The 17,514-nt window shown below is 62.4% G+C and carries 13 protein-coding genes; 6 read left to right on the top strand and 7 right to left on the bottom strand.

Annotated elements, in window-relative coordinates; translation table 11 throughout:
- The coding region (locus H8A95_RS34365) for a hypothetical protein (protein WP_229187172.1) at window positions 1-409 on the bottom strand (409 nt) is incomplete at its 3' end.
- A 64-nt stretch (window positions 410-473) separates the two neighbouring features.
- Here H8A95_RS34365 and H8A95_RS34360 point away from each other — a divergent pair.
- The 5 genes from H8A95_RS34360 (at window position 474) to H8A95_RS34340 (ending at window position 5,941) form a co-directional block, all read left to right on the top strand.
- A complete protein-coding gene (locus tag H8A95_RS34360) occupies window positions 474-953 on the top strand; it encodes a hypothetical protein (RefSeq protein ID WP_229187171.1) in 480 nt (159 codons plus the stop codon).
- Window positions 954-1,281: 328 nt separating this feature from the next.
- A complete protein-coding gene (locus H8A95_RS34355; RefSeq protein ID WP_229187170.1) occupies window positions 1,282-2,739 on the top strand; it encodes an SLC13 family permease in 1,458 nt (485 codons plus the stop codon).
- A gap of 26 nt (window positions 2,740-2,765) precedes the next feature.
- Window positions 2,766-4,043, top strand: a complete 1,278-nt coding sequence (locus H8A95_RS34350) for a CaiB/BaiF CoA transferase family protein (protein ID WP_229187169.1) — start codon at window positions 2,766-2,768, stop codon at window positions 4,041-4,043.
- A gap of 15 nt (window positions 4,044-4,058) precedes the next feature.
- Window positions 4,059-4,892 (top strand): citryl-CoA lyase, encoded by an 834-nt coding sequence (locus H8A95_RS34345; RefSeq protein ID WP_338028018.1) that lies wholly within the window; start codon window positions 4,059-4,061, stop codon window positions 4,890-4,892.
- A complete protein-coding gene (locus H8A95_RS34340) occupies window positions 4,889-5,941 on the top strand; it encodes an amidohydrolase family protein (protein WP_229187168.1) in 1,053 nt (350 codons plus the stop codon). Before H8A95_RS34345 ends, H8A95_RS34340 begins: the two co-directional genes overlap by 4 nt.
- Here the strand turns inward: H8A95_RS34340 and H8A95_RS34335 are convergent.
- Window positions 5,895-6,887: a LysR family transcriptional regulator gene (locus H8A95_RS34335; protein ID WP_229187167.1), complete on the bottom strand. Its 993-nt coding sequence runs from the start codon at window positions 6,885-6,887 to the stop codon at window positions 5,895-5,897. The two genes, H8A95_RS34340 and H8A95_RS34335, sit on opposite strands and share 47 nt — an antisense overlap.
- Window positions 6,888-7,007: 120 nt before the next feature.
- On the opposite strand from H8A95_RS34335, the gene H8A95_RS34330 reads away from it, so the two are divergent.
- On the top strand, window positions 7,008-8,327 hold the full coding sequence (locus tag H8A95_RS34330) for an MFS transporter (protein ID WP_229187166.1): 1,320 nt from the start codon (window positions 7,008-7,010) through the stop codon (window positions 8,325-8,327).
- Window positions 8,328-9,342: 1,015 nt separating this feature from the next.
- On the opposite strand, the gene H8A95_RS34325 is transcribed toward H8A95_RS34330, so the two are convergent.
- From H8A95_RS34325 to H8A95_RS43930, 5 genes are all read right to left on the bottom strand, one after another.
- Window positions 9,343-11,112: a tetratricopeptide repeat protein gene (locus H8A95_RS34325; RefSeq protein WP_229187173.1), complete on the bottom strand. Its 1,770-nt coding sequence runs from the start codon at window positions 11,110-11,112 to the stop codon at window positions 9,343-9,345.
- A 38-nt stretch (window positions 11,113-11,150) separates the two neighbouring features.
- The gene (locus H8A95_RS34320; protein WP_229187165.1) at window positions 11,151-12,551 is read right to left on the bottom strand and encodes an HlyD family type I secretion periplasmic adaptor subunit; all 1,401 of its coding nucleotides are present in this window, start codon (window positions 12,549-12,551) and stop codon (window positions 11,151-11,153) included.
- Window positions 12,548-15,409: a peptidase domain-containing ABC transporter gene (locus H8A95_RS34315; RefSeq protein WP_229187164.1), complete on the bottom strand. Its 2,862-nt coding sequence runs from the start codon at window positions 15,407-15,409 to the stop codon at window positions 12,548-12,550. The genes H8A95_RS34320 and H8A95_RS34315 overlap by 4 nt, the downstream gene beginning before the upstream one ends.
- A 125-nt stretch (window positions 15,410-15,534) precedes the next feature.
- Window positions 15,535-16,431 (bottom strand): hypothetical protein, encoded by an 897-nt coding sequence (locus tag H8A95_RS34310; protein ID WP_229187163.1) that lies wholly within the window; start codon window positions 16,429-16,431, stop codon window positions 15,535-15,537.
- 36 nt (window positions 16,432-16,467) lie between these two features.
- Window positions 16,468-17,403, bottom strand: coding sequence for a hypothetical protein (locus tag H8A95_RS43930; RefSeq protein ID WP_274617691.1), 936 nt, complete (start codon window positions 17,401-17,403; stop codon window positions 16,468-16,470).
- Window positions 17,404-17,514: the final 111 nt, after the last annotated feature.

The following is a 17,514-nucleotide window of genomic DNA, read 5'->3' as shown; positions in this document are numbered from 1 at the left end:
CTTCATCGCCGCTGGAGGTTACGAACGTTACTTCGAAAGTTACGAAGGTTGCCTCTAAGGTCTTGGAAGCCGATAGATAAGGGCTCTCTTCCCTGATGCCTGTTGCCCCAAAACCCTCGAAATCCCGCCTGAAATCGCCCGGCGGTTTGCCGACAAGATGCAGGCGTTCCACGCTGAGCGCAGCCCGCTCAAGCGGGACGAGATCGCAGCGGACACCCGGCACATTCTGCTCCAGCATATGCCCAAGGGCGCGAAGCTGCGGCTTGCCGACGTGCTCGAGCTGTTCAGGCTTATGCGATGACCGAGTTGGCGGCCCTCCATTGTGGAGATGGATTGCAGCCACGGCCTCGATCAGCGCACCGCGAAAGTAACCTGGGGACGCGCTGTGGATGAAGGCGCGGCATTGCACAACTCTGTCCTTCGGCGCGGTAACCTCCCTTTGTCGCCTCGGCGATTCAGGAGGAAGAGGTTAGATGACCTGGTCTGATGGAAAGGATGCTGTGCTGTTCGCGTTGGCCCTCTATGGCGCGGGCCTTTCGACCTTCAACCTCCTAAAGGCGATCCAGAAGGACAAGCGTTCAATTCGAGTGATCTGTGGAAGCAAGATTCCTGTTCGCGGAGATCAATTCGGCGATGTCTGGGCCCACATCCAGGCAACTAACCTCGGCCAGCGCCCGGTGACCGTCACCGGAATGGGCCTGATGCTCGACAATGGCAGCCGATTGGCCTCGGTGGTGCAGAACAAGGGATTTGGAATTCAAGATACCGGATTGCCGGCGACGCTTTCCGACGGTCAGACAGCTGCGTTTCACTTCACCTACCTGGAGATTGGATCGGCTCTGATACAATCCGGAAGCTCCAACAAAACACGACTAATTCCATTCGCCGAAGATAGCGCGGGTCGGCCTGCACAAGGGAAAGCCGTGGGACGTTGTTCCGGAAGAGATCATTAGCGTCGGGCGTGGCTAACTAGCAGGCTTTATCCGGGGAGTCAGAAATGACAAAACGAGACCTATACAGCCTTACCGATGCATCAACCGGCCAGACTATATACGTAAACTGGGACACCGTTCGCAGTTCTTCCGGGGTTGACCCATTGCAGACTTCATCCCCGGTCAATGAAGGACAGCGACAGATCATGGCATTCCTGCCGGTTATGGTTTCCTGAAAACTTGCGATTGGACGCTGGTTCAGTGCGCGAGCTATCCCCCATCGTGAAGCACGGTCGCAAAACCTGATGGCATCGATCCATCGCCGCGTGCTTCCTATGGGAGGAATCACGTGTCATCTCACGTCCACGTGGAGAGCAGCGCGCACGCGCCCCGGTCGTTGGAGGCTATTCTAAATGCCGTCGGCGTTCCCCTCGCCGTCATCGTCGCCGCCGCGATCTGGTTTGCGCCGACACCTGCCGATCTCTCCTTGCAGGGCCACAAGGCGTTGGCGCTGTTCGGCGGTATCTTCGTTTTGTACCTGACCGAAGCGATCCCGCTCGCGATTGCCAGCCTGATGGTGATCCCGCTCGCGGTGCTGTCAGGCACCGCCAACCTGCGCACCGCGCTCGACGGCTTCTCGGCCTCGCCGGTGTATCTCATCATCGGCGCCTTCATCCTCGCGACCGCGATGGTGAAGACCCGGCTCGCCGAACGCATCACCTACATCATTCTCGCGAAATTCGGCAGCGCGCCGGCGCGGATCACGCTCGGCGTCACCCTGATCAACATCGTGCTCGCCTTTCTGGTGCCGTCCTCGACGGCGCGCACCGCGATCCTGCTGCCGGAATGCCTCAGCATCCTGACCATCTTCGGCGTCGCCGCGCGCTCGCCATTCGCAATCAACCTGTTGCTGACCTTGACGATGACCAACGCCACCATCGGCGCCGGCGTGCTGACGGCGACGGTGCCCAATCCGGTCACGGTCGAGTTCATCGCCAAGGCCAGTGGCCACACCATCACGTATGCCGAATGGCTACTCTATGGATTCCCGCCGGCGCTGGTGATGACCTTCTTCACCTGGTGGCTGATCCAGCGCGTGTTTCCACCGGAGTTCACGACAGGTCATGAGCAGGTCGAGGCGCGGATTTCGCAGAACCTCGCCTCGATGGGCCGGATGTCATCCGCCGAATGGCGCGCGTTGATCGTGTTCGTGCTGGTGACGTGTCTGTGGGCGACGCAGGGCCTCACCGGCCTCGACACCACCGTGGTCTGCCTGATGGGCGCTTGCGTGCTGTTCCTGCCGCGCTTCGGCGTGATGGACTGGACCGACGCCAACAAGGGCGTCTCCTGGCAGGTGCTCTTGATCGCGGGCGGCGGCGTTTCGCTCGGCGACATCCTGCTCAAGACCGGCGCCGCCAACTGGCTCGCGAACTCGATCTTCCACGCGCTTGGTCTCGCCGGCGCCTCGGCGCTGGTCGTGATCGTGGTTGTCATGCTGATCGTGCAGTGCATGCACGTGATCTTCGTCGGCACCACCGCGATGGCGACGGGGCTGCTGCCGATCATTCTGGCGATGGCCGGCACCGCCGGTGTCAATCCGGTCGCGCTGGCGCTGCCCGCCGGCATGATCATCGGCGGCTATCCGCTTCTGATGTTCTACAACACCCTGCCGAGCATCCTCGTCTACGGAACCGGCCGGCTGCGCGTCGGAGATTTTCCCAAGGTCGGCATCATCGCCTGTCTTGTTGCCTGCCTGCTTTACGCCTTGTGCGCCGCGACCTGGTGGCACTGGCTCGGCCTCGTCTGACACCAAACATTCTCCGGAGAAACACCATGGCACTGCCCCTCGTCGGCATTCGCGTCCTCGATCTGTCCAACGTCCTCGCCGGTCCGTTCTGCGGTTATCACCTCGCGCGTCTCGGCGCGGAAGTGATCAAGGTCGAGAATCCCAAGGGCGGCGATCTGGCACGCCGGCTCGGCGCCGATCCCGCGATGGCCAAGAACCTGATGGGCCTGTCGTTCGTCGCCGTGAATGCCGACAAGCAATCGGTCGCGATCGACTTCAAGGCCGACGACGGCAAGGAGATCTTTCTCCGCCTGGTCGAACAGGCCGACGTCGTGTTGGAGAATTTTCGCCCCAAAGTGATGGAGCGCTTGGGGCTTGGTTACGACGTATTGGCCAAGCGCAACCCGCGCATCGTCTATTGTGCGATCTCTGGCTTCGGACAGGACGGCCCGTGGGCGGGCCGGCCCGCTTACGACCAGATCGTGCAGGGACTATCCGGCGTCATGAGCGTCACCGGCGATGCCGAGACGGCGCCATTGCGCACGGGATTTCCGATCGCCGACACCATCGCCGGCCTCACCGCGTCCTTTGCCATCGCAGCAGCCCTGGTCGAACAACGCCAGACCGGCCGCGGCCGGCGTATCGATGTCTCGTTGCTTGAAGCGACGCTGGCGGCGATGGGCTGGGTAGTCTCGAACCACCTCAATGCCAATGTCGATCCGCAGCCGATCGGCAACGAGAATTTCACCGCGGCGCCGTCAGGCACGTTTGCCACCGGTTCCGGCCCGCTGAACATCGCCGCGAACGAACAGAAGCAATACGAGGCGCTCTGCGACATCGTCGGCAAGCCCGCGCTGAAGTCCGATCCGCGGTTTCGCGAGCGCCAGTCGCGCAAGGACCATCGCGCGGCTCTGAAGCAGGAACTTGAGGTGGCGCTTGCCGCCAAGCCGGCCGTCGAATGGGAGGCGCTGTTCAACGCCAAGGGCGTTCCGGCCGGTTGTGTGCTGAGCGTGCCCGAGGTGCTGAGGGAGCAGCAGGTCACCGGCCGCAAGTTCGTCGAAAGCCTGAAGGCCAAGGTGACCGGAGGCCAGACTATGCGCGTCACGCGGCCGGGCTTCCGCCTTGAAACAGATTATCCCGAACCGTCGCCGCCGCCGAGTCTCGGCCAGGATACCGTGAAATGGCTCCGGCAGATCGGCTTCAAGGACGCCGAGATCGAAACCTTCGGCCAGCGCGGCGTCATCGCCTTCGACAACCAGCCGACGGTCAAGGAGACCGCCAAGGTGCCCGACCTGAAGGCGCGCGCCGAAACGTCGAGCACTTGACAGAGGAGAACAACCGTGACCGATCAATCCGCCGCCGACACGCTGCAAAAAGCTACCCAATGGTGGTCGACCGACATCATTGACATGAAGCCCGGCGTGATCCGGTTTCGCGGCTTTCCGATTGAGCAACTGATCGGCCGGGTGTCGTTTCCGCAAATGATCTGGCTGATGCTGAAGGGCGATCTGCCATCCGCCGAACAAGGCGCCCTGCTGGAAGCCGCGCTGGTCTCGGCCGTCGACCACGGCCCGCAGGCGCCGTCGATCGCCATTGGGCGCATGGCCGTAACCTGCGGCCTCCCGCTCAACGGCGCGATGGCGTCCGCCATCAACGTGCTCGACGATGTCCATGGCGGCGCCGGCGAACAATGCATGGAGCTCTATGCCGACATCGCGGCGCGCCAGGATGCGGGCGCGACGCTTGAAACCGCCGTCGAACAGGGCCTCGACGCCTTCACCGCGGCCAACGGCAAGATCGTGCCCGGCTTTGGTCACCGTTTTCATCCGATCGACCCGCGGTCGCCGCGGTTGCTCGAACTGGTCGACGGCGCACGCAAGAACAGGATCGTATCCGGCCGCTTCGCGGACATCGGCCGTGGCGTCGAGGACCTGATGCAGCGGCGCAAGGGCCGCCAGATTCCGATGAACATCGATGGCGCCACCGCCGTCATCTATTCCGAACTCGGCTTCTCGCCGGCGCTCGGGCGCGGCCTCTTCATTCTCTCGCGCTCGGTCGGAATCCTCGCCCATGCCTGGGAACAGTCGCAGCAGGGCGGCCGCATCAAGGGCCCGATGCCTCCCGGCATCCCCTACCGCTACACCGGACAGGCGCCGCGGGATTTCGCGAAATGATCCAGCCGTCACCGTCAGGGACCAGCAACTATCTGGCGGTGCGGCCTGACTGGCTGGCGCGCGGCGTCGAGGCAGCGCTGGAGCCCGAGCTTCCGATCATCGACGCCCATCATCATCTCTGGGACCGGCCGAACTGGAAGTACCTGTTCGACGAATACAACGCCGATATTGCCGAGAGCGGGCACAACATCACGGCCAGCGTCTTCATGCAGTGCCAGGCGATGTATCGAGACGACGGCCCGGCGGAAATGCGGGTCGTCGGCGAAACCGAATTCGTCAACGGCGTGGCTGCGATGAGCGCGAGCGGCAACTACGGCCCGCGGCGTCTCTGTGCCGGCATCGTCGGTCATGCCGATTTGCGGCTTGGTGACGGCGTCGACGCCGTGCTGGAGGCGCATGTTGCCGCCGCGCCCAATCGTTTCCGCGGCGTCAGGCACATCACGGTCTGGGACGCCGACCGCAGCCTGATGAATCCGCTCAGCGCCGGGCCACCCGGCCTGCTGCGCGATGGGACCTTCCGCAAGGGATTTGCGCGGCTCGCGCCGCTTGGCCTCATCTTCGACGCCTGGCTGTTCCATCCGCAGATCCCCGAGCTGACCGAACTCGCCCGCGCGTTTCCGCAAACCACGATCGTGCTCGATCATCTCGGCGGCATCGTTGGCATCGGCGCCTATCACAATCGCCGCGACGAAATCTTCGCCGACTGGTCGCGTTCGATCCGCGAACTAGCCGCCTGCGACAATGTTTGCGTCAAGCTCGGTGGCCTCGGCATGCGCATCAACGGTTTTGGTTTCGAGGCACATGAAGCGCCGCCGAGTTCCGAGATTCTCGCCACGGCGTGGCGGCCCTATATCGAAACCTGCATCGAGGCCTTCGGGCCGCACCGGTGCATGTTCGAGAGTAACTTTCCCGTCGACAAGGGATCCTATGGCTATGGCACGGTCTGGAACGCTTACAAGCGCCTGACGCGTCACGCCAGTGACAGCGATCGCAGCAGCCTGTTCAGTGCGACTGCCGCACGCGTTTATGGGCTCGCTCCGCGCGGCTGACGATGACACCTGGCATCGGGGCTTCCGTCATTCCCGGCAGCGTGACCTGATCGAGGAAGTCCCGTCCCTTCGATTTTAGCAGCGCCACGACACGTTGCGCGGCCGGCGACAGATAACCGTCACGGCGGGTGACAAAGCCGAGCGGCCGTCGCATCGTGGTGGCATCGATCATCAGCCGGCCGAGCTGGCTGCCGAGCCGCAGCGGATGCAGATTGCGCGTCGAGGTAAAGCTCAGTAGCGCGGTGTCCGCGATCAGCTTCGGCAGCGTCGTGATCGAGTTGGTTTCGATCTGCACCGCGGGTAGCGGCAGCCCATGAGCCTCGAACACGTTGTCGATCCATTGCCGCATCGCGACGCTGCGCGCCGGCAGCACCCATTTCGAGCTGGCGAGGTCGTTGATCGTCAGCGGCTTGCCACATAGCGGATGATTTTTGGCCGCGACGACGACGACCTCGTCGATGCCGAAGGCTTCGTGGCGGAATTCCTGCTCGTCCGACGGCAGCACCGGCCCGATCGCGAGATCTAGCGCACGCTCGCGCAACGCCGTCCGCAGCACGCCGCTCATGCCGATCTGGATTTCGATGGTCAAGCCGGGCGCGTCGCCGATGATCGCCCGGCAGATCTGCGGCAGCAAATATTCGCCCATGGTCGCACCGCAGCCGATCGCGACATGGCCGGCGGCGCCGGCGGCGAAATCGGTGACTTCGCGCAATGACTCCTCCATCGCCTCGCGCATGCGCCGGGCCCGCGACAGCAGGATCTCGCCGACCCGCGTCAGCGTGATGCCGCGCCCGGTGCGCTCGAACAGATCGGCGCCGACCATCTCCTCGAGCCGCTGGATGCATTTCGTCAAAGCGGGTTGGGTGCGGCCCAGTTTGTCAGCAGCGCGCCCCATGTGACCCAGATCGGCAATCACCTCGAAATAAGCGAGGTCGCGTAGGTCCATTACTTCCTCCCGGTTATCGATCCCCAAAAATTAGCGATTGGACCCTTGTCGGCACCGTCTGGCATCTTGAGCCTAACACGGCTGGTCCCGCCCGGAAATCGAGGCTGGAGACACCAGCCCATGACCGGGGAGGACAACGAGATGACCGATGTCACGGCCAATGGAGTTGGCAACGCCAGTTCGGGGCTGGTGGCCAGCGCCGTTTCCAAGAACACCTGGCGCCTGGTGCCGCTGCTCGGTCTCGCCTACCTCTTCAATTACCTCGACCGCACCAGCGTCGGTTTTGCTGCGCTGCAGATGAACAAGGCCATTGGACTGAGCGCCACGCAGTTCGGCTGGGGCGCCGGCATCCTGTTCTTCAGCTACTGCCTGCTCGAAGTTCCCAGCAACATGATGATGTACCGGTTCGGCGCCCGGCGGTGGCTCGCCCGCATCATGATCACCTGGGGACTGGCGGCGGCCGCGACCGCTTTCGCTGTGGGGCCCTACAGCTTCTATCTGATCCGCTTCCTGCTCGGTGTGTTCGAGGCCGGCTTCTTTCCCGGCGTGATCTGGTACATCTCGATCTGGTTTCCAGCCAAGTACCGCACCAGCGTGCTGGCGCTGTTCATGGCGTCGACGCCGCTGTCCTCGCTGCTCGGCAGTCCGATTTCGGCGGCCCTGCTCGGCATGGACGGACTTTGGAGCCTCGCCGGATGGCAATGGATGTTCCTGATCGAAGGCCTGCCGGCCTGCGTGCTCGGCGTTCTCTGTCTCGTCCTGCTCGCTGACACGCCTGATCAGGCCAAGTGGCTTACCACGGAAGAACGTCAGGCCTTGCTCGACGAACTCGCGAGCGACAAGCACGACAAGGCCAAGAAGGATCTGTGGGCGGCGATGAAGGACACGCGCGTGCTGATGCTGACCGCAATCACCTTCGCCTTCACCATCGGTTCCTACGGCATCGGCATCTGGCTGCCGCTGATCCTGAAGAACCACGGCCTGACCAACATGGAGGTCGGCTGGCTGACGGCAGTGCCGTACCTGTTCGCCACCATCGGCATGCTGTTCTGGGCGCGCGTCGTCGATCGCAACGGCCAGAAGATCTACAACCTGATGGCCGCTTTGATCCTCGGCGCGTTCGGCCTGGCGCTCTCGGTCGTGTTCACCTCGCTGATCCCGGCGCTGGCCTGCCTGACGCTGGCTCTGATCGGCACGATCTCGGCGCGGACGGTGTTCTACACCATCCCGCAGGGTTTCCTGACCGGCGCCGCAGCCGCCGGCGGCATCGCCTTCATCAACTCCGTCGGCGCGTTCGGCGGCTTTGTCGGCCCCTACATGGTCGGCTTCCTGAAGGACGCGACCGGCTCGTTCGATGCCGGCATGATCGGCATGGCGGTGATCCTGATCGTCGCCACCGGTATCGTGTTTGCTTTCAAGTTGGTGACGCAAAAGGCCTGAAGAACACGGAATGAGACCCCTTCTGCTTAGGGCGGCGATGCATGCGAAGGTCCGTTTCTGGGCCCCTTGCCGACGTCGCAATCCCACAAAACGCCCGCTTCGCGCCAAGAGCGGCCACACCTCCGATAATTGGACGTTATCGATCGTAAACCGGTGTAGCCATTCCGCCCGCACGGCCTGCGCGGAACGTCCATCCTCCGCATTATGTTGATTTCGTTACGTTCCTTGGTGATTGGCTAGAAAGCCACGGTGAGAATCCACGGTTGCGCTCTCACGCACTCCCGGTAACGCCGCCTTTCAGTCAAACGGTGATGCCGGTGCGTTCCCGCAGCTTGTCTGCCCTGAGTTCATTAGCAGACATCCGCTCCCTGCCCGTCCATCGCTCCATTCGGAGCAAGCGGTTCTAAACACGGCAATCGATGCCGCAACGAACCGCTCTTCCCAATGGAGTACGGTTAGAATTTACGTCCGGAGGATTCCATTTTTCTGCATTCCCCGCTGACTGCAAGGGACTTCCGCCGACAGGGTTTTGGTAGCTTTGCCTGACTGTCGGGAAATAGTGATCGCAAGCGAAGCTACGTGATCCTTTCCACCGACAGTAATGTTTGCCGGGCCATCGAAGGAGAGGGAATCTTCGTTCACTCTCCAACCCCTTGCTCTATCGATGTCGTACTGCAGGGGCGACGCGGCCATGTTCCAATCGTCAGTTGAAGCGGGCGGAAAATCGCACTCCAATGATGCGACCAGATTTTGCGCGTGACCATCCAGGGTCAACGCTCCTAAGGCAGAAGCGATAGAAATCCATTTCGTATGACTTGCACCTAAAAACTCCTCGAAGCGCTTATCGCATATCGACTGACGATCTCACCAATCCTCCATTTGGTTTCGTGACAGGATTGATGCTATCCGCAATGTGCGGCCGTGCGACCCTATTCTCCTCATCCGAGATTTCTGTGCTTCTACGGCCATAATCGCCATATGCGCGACCCTGCAAATCAATTCCGCATCTGCAACGTCAGACCGCGATCTTGGAGGTCGCCGCCGAAAGCTCGGCGAGCTCGGCTTCAGCCTCCAGGATCCCCTGTTCTATGGCGCTCTCGAACCAATATTGCGCGTCGCGTAGACTCTGCGGTTCGCCGGCTCCGGATCGCAAATAGCGTCCGAGCATGAGCTGGGCATGGCCGTGGCCAAGTTCGGCGGCGGCTCGAAACCAGCGCGCGGCTTTAGCCCGGTCGACCGCGATGCCATGCCCTCCGCCATGGATGGCGCCGAGTGCGAACATCGCACCGCTATGTCCCTTGGCGGCGGCTTGTTCACAAAGCTTGATCGCCTTCGCGATGTCGGCCGGACCGCCGCGGCCGTTGACCAGCATTTCGGCCAAGGCTGCCTGACTGTCCGCATTGCCGGCCTCGGCAGCAAGCGTAAACCATTCGCGCGCGGCTTTCAGGTCTGCCTGGACGCCACGGCCTTCGCTCAGTAGCCGACCAAGCATGTATTGGGCTTCCGGCAGGCCCTCCGCCGCGCGTCGCAGCCAGATCGCTGCTTGCTGATCGTCCCGCTCGGTGCCTGCGCCATGCAGCAAGCAGACTCCAAGATTGAAGGCCGCGACGGGGTCGCCGCCCGCGGCGGTCTTCCTGAACCAATCGGTCACCGGCGGTCGCCCACCGGGCAGATCGACGCCCGCAAGCAGCTGCTGGGCCAGGTCGAGCTGGGCGCCGGCATCTCCAGCCTCAGCCGCCATGCGTAACCATCTAGCGACTTCTTCAGCATCAGCGGGCACGCCCGCACCGGTCATGTAAAACGAGCTCAAGGAACGCGCCGCGGTTGCGCTGCCGGCCTCCGCGGCGCGCCGGTACCAGCTCGCGGCTTCCGAATAGTTCGGCGGCATTGGGCCGCCCTTGGTGTAAAGATCACCAATCATCTCGGCCGCGCGCGGATCTCCGGCCAGCGCAGCGCGTCTCAGCCATGATTCTCCAAGTACCGGATCCGGAGGGACGGTCTTGCCTTCGATCAAGGCCACTCCCCATTTCAGCTGTGCTCCGCGGTGGCCGAGTTCTGCCGCCTTTCGATAGTGATCGGCAGCACGGGCCGGATCTTGCTCGACGCCGGTTCCCTCTTCAGCGAGAACACCGAACATGTAAACGGCGGACGGAATGCCGGCTGCGGCCGCGGCGCGAATATGCTCGGCTATCTCCGCCTTGCGTTCCGAGAGCTGGGCATCACCCGCAAGTGCCAGCGCATAGCCGAGATGGCCTTGCGCGCAGCCGGCCGAAGCCGAACGTCTATAGCAGTCTCGTGCCTCGTCCAGATTGCGCAAATGGTCCGGACCATAGGTCAACACATAGCCGAGCAAGGCCTGTCCCTCCGCCGAGCCGGCTTGTGCGGCCATGCGAGCCCATTTGTGCGCAGCTTCGAAATCAGGGGTTGGGCTGGCGACGTTCGTTACAGTCGTGGAAAACAGCCGCGCCGCACCTTCGTCAGCACTTGTCCCGGGAGCGGACACCAGCCCCTGCACCACGAGCGCCGCTAGCAAGCATTGGGCCTCGACATTGCCGTGTTGCGCGGCCTGCTGCAGCCAGCGGACCGCCTCGCTCTGGCTGTACGGAACGCCTGAACCTTGCAGGTAGAGTCGGCCGATCTGATACGCAGCCTCCGGCAAGCCCGCTTGAGCGGCCTGTGCGAGCAACGGCAGAGCTTCGGTGAACTGCTCCTTTTCAAGCAGCCCCAATCCGCGGCGCAATGCGGCCGCTGGCGAAGCTTTGCCGATCAGTCGATCAAGGAGCATATGCAAACCGCTTTTCGTTCGTCGCAGACTGTTGAGGTTCAGGGCTCCCGCATCGCTTCCTGGGTCACCGGCAGCATCAGTCCGAGCAGATATTTGAGGACTGTGCGTTGCCCGACCTTGATGTCCGCAGTCACGGGCATGCCGGGCACCAGCTTGAAGCCCGCAGGCACGTCGTGCAAAGCCATCCGGTCGAGACTGATCCGGCCACGATAGAACGGCTCCGTCGTCGCGGCTGCGGGAATTGCGCTCGTCGGATTGCGCGCTTCGGCCTGCGCATTGAAGGCATCGGGGCTCACCACACGGACGGTACCCTCCGCCATGCCGTATTGCGAATACGGAAAGGTATCGAACTTGACCGCGACCGGATCGTTGACGTGGACAAAACCGTTGTCCCGGCCAGGAATGTTGGCTTCCACTTCGAGCGGCGCATCCGTGGGCACCAGCGTGATGAATTGCTGTCCCGACTGCATCACCGATCCGACCGATACTTTCGAGACGGCCTGGACGATTGCATCCACATTGCTGCGCAACTCGACCAGCCTCCGCCGCAGCTTCGCTTTGGCGACAAGCTCGCGGGTGTTAGCTGCCTTGACCGAGCTTTCCTGCAGCTTCTGCGAAGCTTCGGCCTTCCAGCCGCGAATGAAACCGTCCCGCTCAGAGGCGAGCGCCGATTGGTCGCGCTTGGCACCCTCGCCGGTCGCGACGGCATTGGCGAGGGCGCGCTCCATCTCCACGCGGCTATCCTTAGCGATCAGCGAGCTCAGCCGGCTGCCGGTTTGTGTCGCTTCCAGCTTCTTGCGCATGTCCTCAATACTCTGGGCGACATCAAGACGCTCGCGATAGCCGGCCGCGTCCGAGTTCGAACGGGCGATGACGGAATCCAGCTCCTTAAGCTTCTGATCATAGTTCTGCAGCTTCAGATCGAACTGCGCATGGCGATGCTCGAAGATCGAGGCCTGCAACATCCAATGTGGATCGTCGCCGTCAAACTTGAAAGCCTGACCTCCGGCTTCGGCTCGCAGCCGCGCGACCTCCGCGTCGAGGCTACTTGCCTGATCTTCGAGCGCGACGAGATCGGCTTCAGCAAAGGTCGGATCAAGCCGGGCAAGCACGTCGCCGGCATGCACCCGTTGTCCCTCACGCACGTCGATCGACCGCACGATCGAGGTCTCGAGCGGCTGAACCAGAATTGTAGGTGCCTGAGAGACGACGATTCCTCGCGCGGAAACCACCTGATCGACCGGCAATACGCCGGCAATCACGATCAACGCAAACACCATGCTGGCCACCAGCCAGATCATGTGCTGGGCCGAACGCGGGATCGGTGTGTTGACGATAGCCGTCGAGGGTTGCTGGAATTCCAGGATGATCGGCAAGGTCGGATCGTTTTTTCTGGAGCCGAACAGCGTCGGCGGTGACGGCGTTTGGACCTCGCTCATTGATCCGGTGCCCCCGTGACCAATCGAGGTGCCGCGCTGGGCTTCGGCGCCCCCATATGGCGATTCTGCTGATTCCAGAGCTGGCGATAGATCGCACACCGCTCCACCAACACGTCATGCTTGCCGCAATCAACGATATGGCCCTGCTCCAGCACCAGGATCTGATCGCAAGCGACCAGAGAAGACAGCCGATGCGAAACGATGATCATGGTGCGGCCGCTTGCGATCCGCTCCAGGTTGCCGGTCACTACGGCTTCGCTTTCCGGATCGAGAGCACTGGTTGCTTCATCCAGGACGAGAATGCGTGGGTCGGTGATCAGTGCCCGTGCAATGGCAAGACGTTGACGCTGACCGCCTGAAAGGTTGGGTGAACCTTCCTCTATGTAGGTATCGAATCCGCTTGGCATACGCTCGATGAACTCTTCCGCACCGGCGAGCCGCGCGGCGTACACAGCGTCCGACAGCGTCAGGCCGGGTCGACCCGCGATAATGTTGTCGCGGATCGAGCCGCGAAACAGAAAGTTCTCCTGCAGTACGACCCCCAGGCTTTGGCGCAGATGGCGCAGATCCACATCACGCAAATCAACGCCATCGATCTTCACGAAGCCCTTGTAGTCGCGATTGATTCCTTGCAGCAGGCGGGTAATCGTCGACTTGCCGGAGCCGCTGCGTCCAACAATTCCAAGCGTCGTTCCGGCCGGCATCGAGAAAGTGACGCGATCCAGCGCCGGCACTGTGGTGTTCATGTAAGTGAACGTAACGTCCTGAAATGAAATTTCGCCGGCGAATTTTGGCCGCAGCCCGGCAGATCGCGCATTGCTCTCGGCCGGCCGGTTGAGCACCGAAGCCGCCTCGCCAATTGCCGCACCGATCTCCTCGTATTCCTCGATCAACCGCGCCAACCCTACCAGCGGCTGCGCGGCGCGTCCGGAGAGCATCAGGAAAGCAAACAGACCTCCGACCATGTAGCCGGACGGATCGTTCATCGCGATGTAGGCGCCCAGCATCACGGTGCCGATGACCATGATGCGCTCGATCGGTGTGACGAGCGTCTGAGGCCAGTTGGAAAGCTTGCTGAACGCAAGCTGCCACTTGCCGGCTTCGGCAATCCGCTCGTCCCACAACGACCGGCGCTGCGGTTCGAGCGCCAGGGCCTTGACGGTCTTGATGCCCACGATGGTCTCGCCCAGGGTGGCCGACTTCCAGGTTTCGGCCGTGGTCACCCGGGAATACATCTCACGCATCGGCTTGAGGTAAGCGAGAATGATCAGCAGGATCACGACAGCGCAGCCGAGCACGATGCTGGCTAGAATAGGGCTCAGATAAAACAGGAACGGCAGCAGGACGCAGAGCGTTATCAAATCGAGGAACGTGGTCAGCAGACGTCCGGTGAGAAACTGCCGCACCTTGTAAACTTGGGCGATGCGAAACATGGTTTCGCCTGCCGGATGCCTTTCAAAGTAATCGAGCGGCAAGCGCAACAGTCGATTGAAGACATGCAGATTGAGTCTTGCATCGAGCCGCGCGCCGACCACCGCGATGATCAGGCGGCGGGCATGACCGAGGATCGCCTCGTACACCACGACCACCGCCATCACGGCGGACAGCAGGATCAACGTGGAGGTGCTGTGAAATTGCAGTACCTTGTTCACCATCGTCATCACCAGGAGCGGCGGAAAAATGGTGAGGAAGCTGATGGTGACGGAAGCGATCCCGATGTCGCGCAGCGATCGGTGTTCCTGCAGCACAAGGTCTGAGAGCCATCGCAGGCTGAACGGCGTGTCGGCGGCGGTTCGTCCGCGATTGGCGCGCACCAAGATCGCCTCGCCATCCCAGACTTGCGCAAGGCGCAACTCGTCGACCGCGACGGGCTGCGCCTCCGGCGGACCGCTCGGCTCTCGCATCAGGATGACGTGTTGCTCGGCAATGGCGCCGACCATCAGCCCTGCACTGCCATCCTTGAACAACAGGACCACCGGTTCGGCACTGCTCATCCGCAACAAATTGCGCCAGCCGGTACGAATGGCACGTGACCAAAGCCCCGCGTTTTGCGCCCACTCCGACATCGCCGCGGCCGATGGCAGCGATTGCGATGCGTCACCTCTGAATTCGTTGACATCGAGCTCGACGCCGTGGTGGCGCGCCACCTGGACCAGCGCCTGCAAGCGGATCTGGCTCAGCGGGTTGGAGACGCCGCTGGCGCCCTCGTCCGGCGTAGCAGGCATGATCTTCAGAGCTGTTTGGGCCGCCCTGCCGACGCCATGCTGACGTGCAGATTGGTTCGCAGTAGCATCCGTCCCGGCGGAGCGTGCGGCACGCCCGAACCGGAGCTTTGCATCCGAGAACGCCGCGACGATACGGCGCTTGGCGAACTCGGCCGCGCCACGCAGTTGGGGAGCGACACGCTTCCAGGCGCCGTCGAGCGCCCCGCCAAGTTCGCCGCTGACCCTGCGCGGTGCGAAAGACCGCGCAAGCGGCGGGCGCGAAGGGGCTTGGTCCCCCTGGTTCGAGCGATGCCCAACACCATTTGGTGGCGGCGCCTCCACAATGCGAGATTCCGTGAAGGCGACCGTTGCGATGTTGAACTGCTGAGGTTCGCGCCGTTTGAATGACAACGCTACGGCGCGCGCTTCGATCTCGACCTGGTTGACCGCTTCGTCAAACGTGCGCGCCTCGGCATCGCTCTCTGCCTGCGTGAGATCGTCACGCTCCCTTAGACGGTTGGCGAGCAACGACCGGCCACGATCATAGAGGTGATGTCGCCCCGCCTCATCGCCAGGGCTCAAGCCGGCAATCGCCTTTAGTAGCGGGCGAACATATTTGTTCTCGCCTGCCTGGTCGCTACCTGGCCCGGCCAAAATAAATCTCCAATAGCAATATGCGGTAGTGTTTCACTATGCCTCGGTAAAATCAACGTTTTGAGCCGGACTGACCCTTGAAGTATGATGCATGGTTTACGTCACGCGCGCGGATCTCGCCGCCTTCAGGCGAGCCCAAACAATTGTTCCAGACGAGACGGCAACTCCCCGCTTGTGCCTATTTCCGTGCAGCTTCGTTTCCAGCGCGCGACATAGGCGTCGATCGGAAGCGAGGTTCGTTCCGGCCAGCGATTGAGCGCGCCGAGATCCTCGATACACGGACGTCCGCTTTCATAGATGGCCAGAATACCGAGGATGGCTGGGCCGCGCGGAACGGCCTGCCCCGCTGCCAGTGGCTCCCGGTTGGCATGAAACCATGAGACAGCGTCGGCCGGTGAACCTGCGGCGCCATCGGACTTGCTCGCCTGCAGCAGATCTGCACGGTATTGCCGGATCGCACCGGCAAACGCTTGATCGCCGGCAAACGGCGGCGATTGCTTCCAGCTATCCGCAAGCAGACCGAGCCCACGAATTGAGAAAGTCTCGACCAGGGCTTCTTCAAGCCATTGCGTCGGCGGCTGTGGTTTTGCCGAAGGCTGCCAGCTGTTGGCAAGCACATGCCCGAGCTCGTGCCCGAACTGATAGGCAAGCTTGCACCAATCGGCCGCGCCGACATTCACGATGATAGAAGCCGTTTCCGGCTGATCACGATGCAGCCAGATGGCGGGCGGGCCTTGATGATGGTTTTCGATCAGCAGTTTTGCGGGCTGACGATCGGACAATAAGCGAAGCTTGTAGAGATCGACCGCCCTAACGCGCGTCAATACGCGCAGCGTCGCCTCGCTGGAGTTCCAATCGCCATGCAACTGGATCGGCGCGGTCAACAGATTGCTCGTGCTTGCCCGCGCGGACACGGTGCTCCTGCTTGCAAAAACGGCCGCCGTCAGCTTCAGGAAGCGACGCCGGCCAATTGCGCTCGTGCCTGAGATCATCTGGTTGTTGAAGAACGGGCGCCTTGGCATTGGCTTTGGCGCCCGTTCCCTTACTCCTCTCAACCGCTAGGTGTCGTGCTTCGATACATGGTTGATCCAGTTCGGCCGATCATCCGCGTGGCCGACACTGCCCGTACTGCTGCTGTGGTGCGGATCGCTCGCCGAGCCTGCGCTCGACTGGTCGATCCTGGCCAGCAGGCTGTCGGCCAAGCTCTTGATGGTGGTGAGATCCGCCTTCAGTTGCGTGGCGCCCGCGTGATCGAGGGACTGGACGGTGTCTTCCAGCCTCATCAGCGCGGATTGCGTCGGCAGCAGCATCGCCCTCCAAGGCCCGACGACACTATGCTGGTCGATCGTTGTCGTCAGCTTGGAGTGGTGGTGGTCGTCTCCGGTTCCGCCGGTTGCACCCGCGGCTCCGGTGCCGCCGGTCGACCCGTTGTGACCGGTTGCGCCTGTTGCTCCGGTGTGACCGGTTGCTCCGGTGTGACCCGTTGCTCCGGTGTGGCCCGTTGCACCGGTGTGCCCCGTTGCTCCGGTCGAACCCGTCGCTCCCGTACTTCCGGTCGCGCCCGTTCCACCTCTCGGAGGATCGAGTGTCCACACCGTGTAGGTGTGACCATCGTAGCTTGCGGTACCGCTGTTGGGATAGAATCCGGCACCGGTCTGGTTGCTGTCGTCGATGGTTACCTTTCCACCGTCGAAGAACAACTGACCGCTGCCATTCCAACTCGGCGTGCCGGCACCGACACCTCCGATGCTGTCGCCAGCATTGAAGTGTTCGATGGACGGGTTCTTGCCCGCATTGTTGGAGACCTGCAGGAGATCGACGGAGTTGACGGTTTCCGACGCCATATCGATCGTCAGGCCACCGTTGTTCGTTCCCTCGATCACGAGCGTCGCGTTGTAGAGATCTACCGTTCCGGACAGGTTGCTGCCTGTCAGGATCAGCGTCTCGTTCGCGGCGACGATCGTCGCACCGTTGGTTGGACCATTCTCGGTCACAACATGCTCGCCTGAAGACCCGGTCGCGCCCGTCGCTCCAACGGGACCCGTTGCTCCGGTCGAACCGGTGGCACCCTTCGGCCCAGTCGCGCCGGTTGCTCCGGTCGCCCC

The organism is Bradyrhizobium oropedii, from assembly GCF_020889685.1.
Classification (GTDB): Bacteria; Pseudomonadota; Alphaproteobacteria; order Rhizobiales; family Xanthobacteraceae; genus Bradyrhizobium; species Bradyrhizobium oropedii.
The sequence above is the reverse complement of the archived record's forward strand: the minus strand, read 5'-3'. Positions and strand labels throughout refer to the sequence as shown.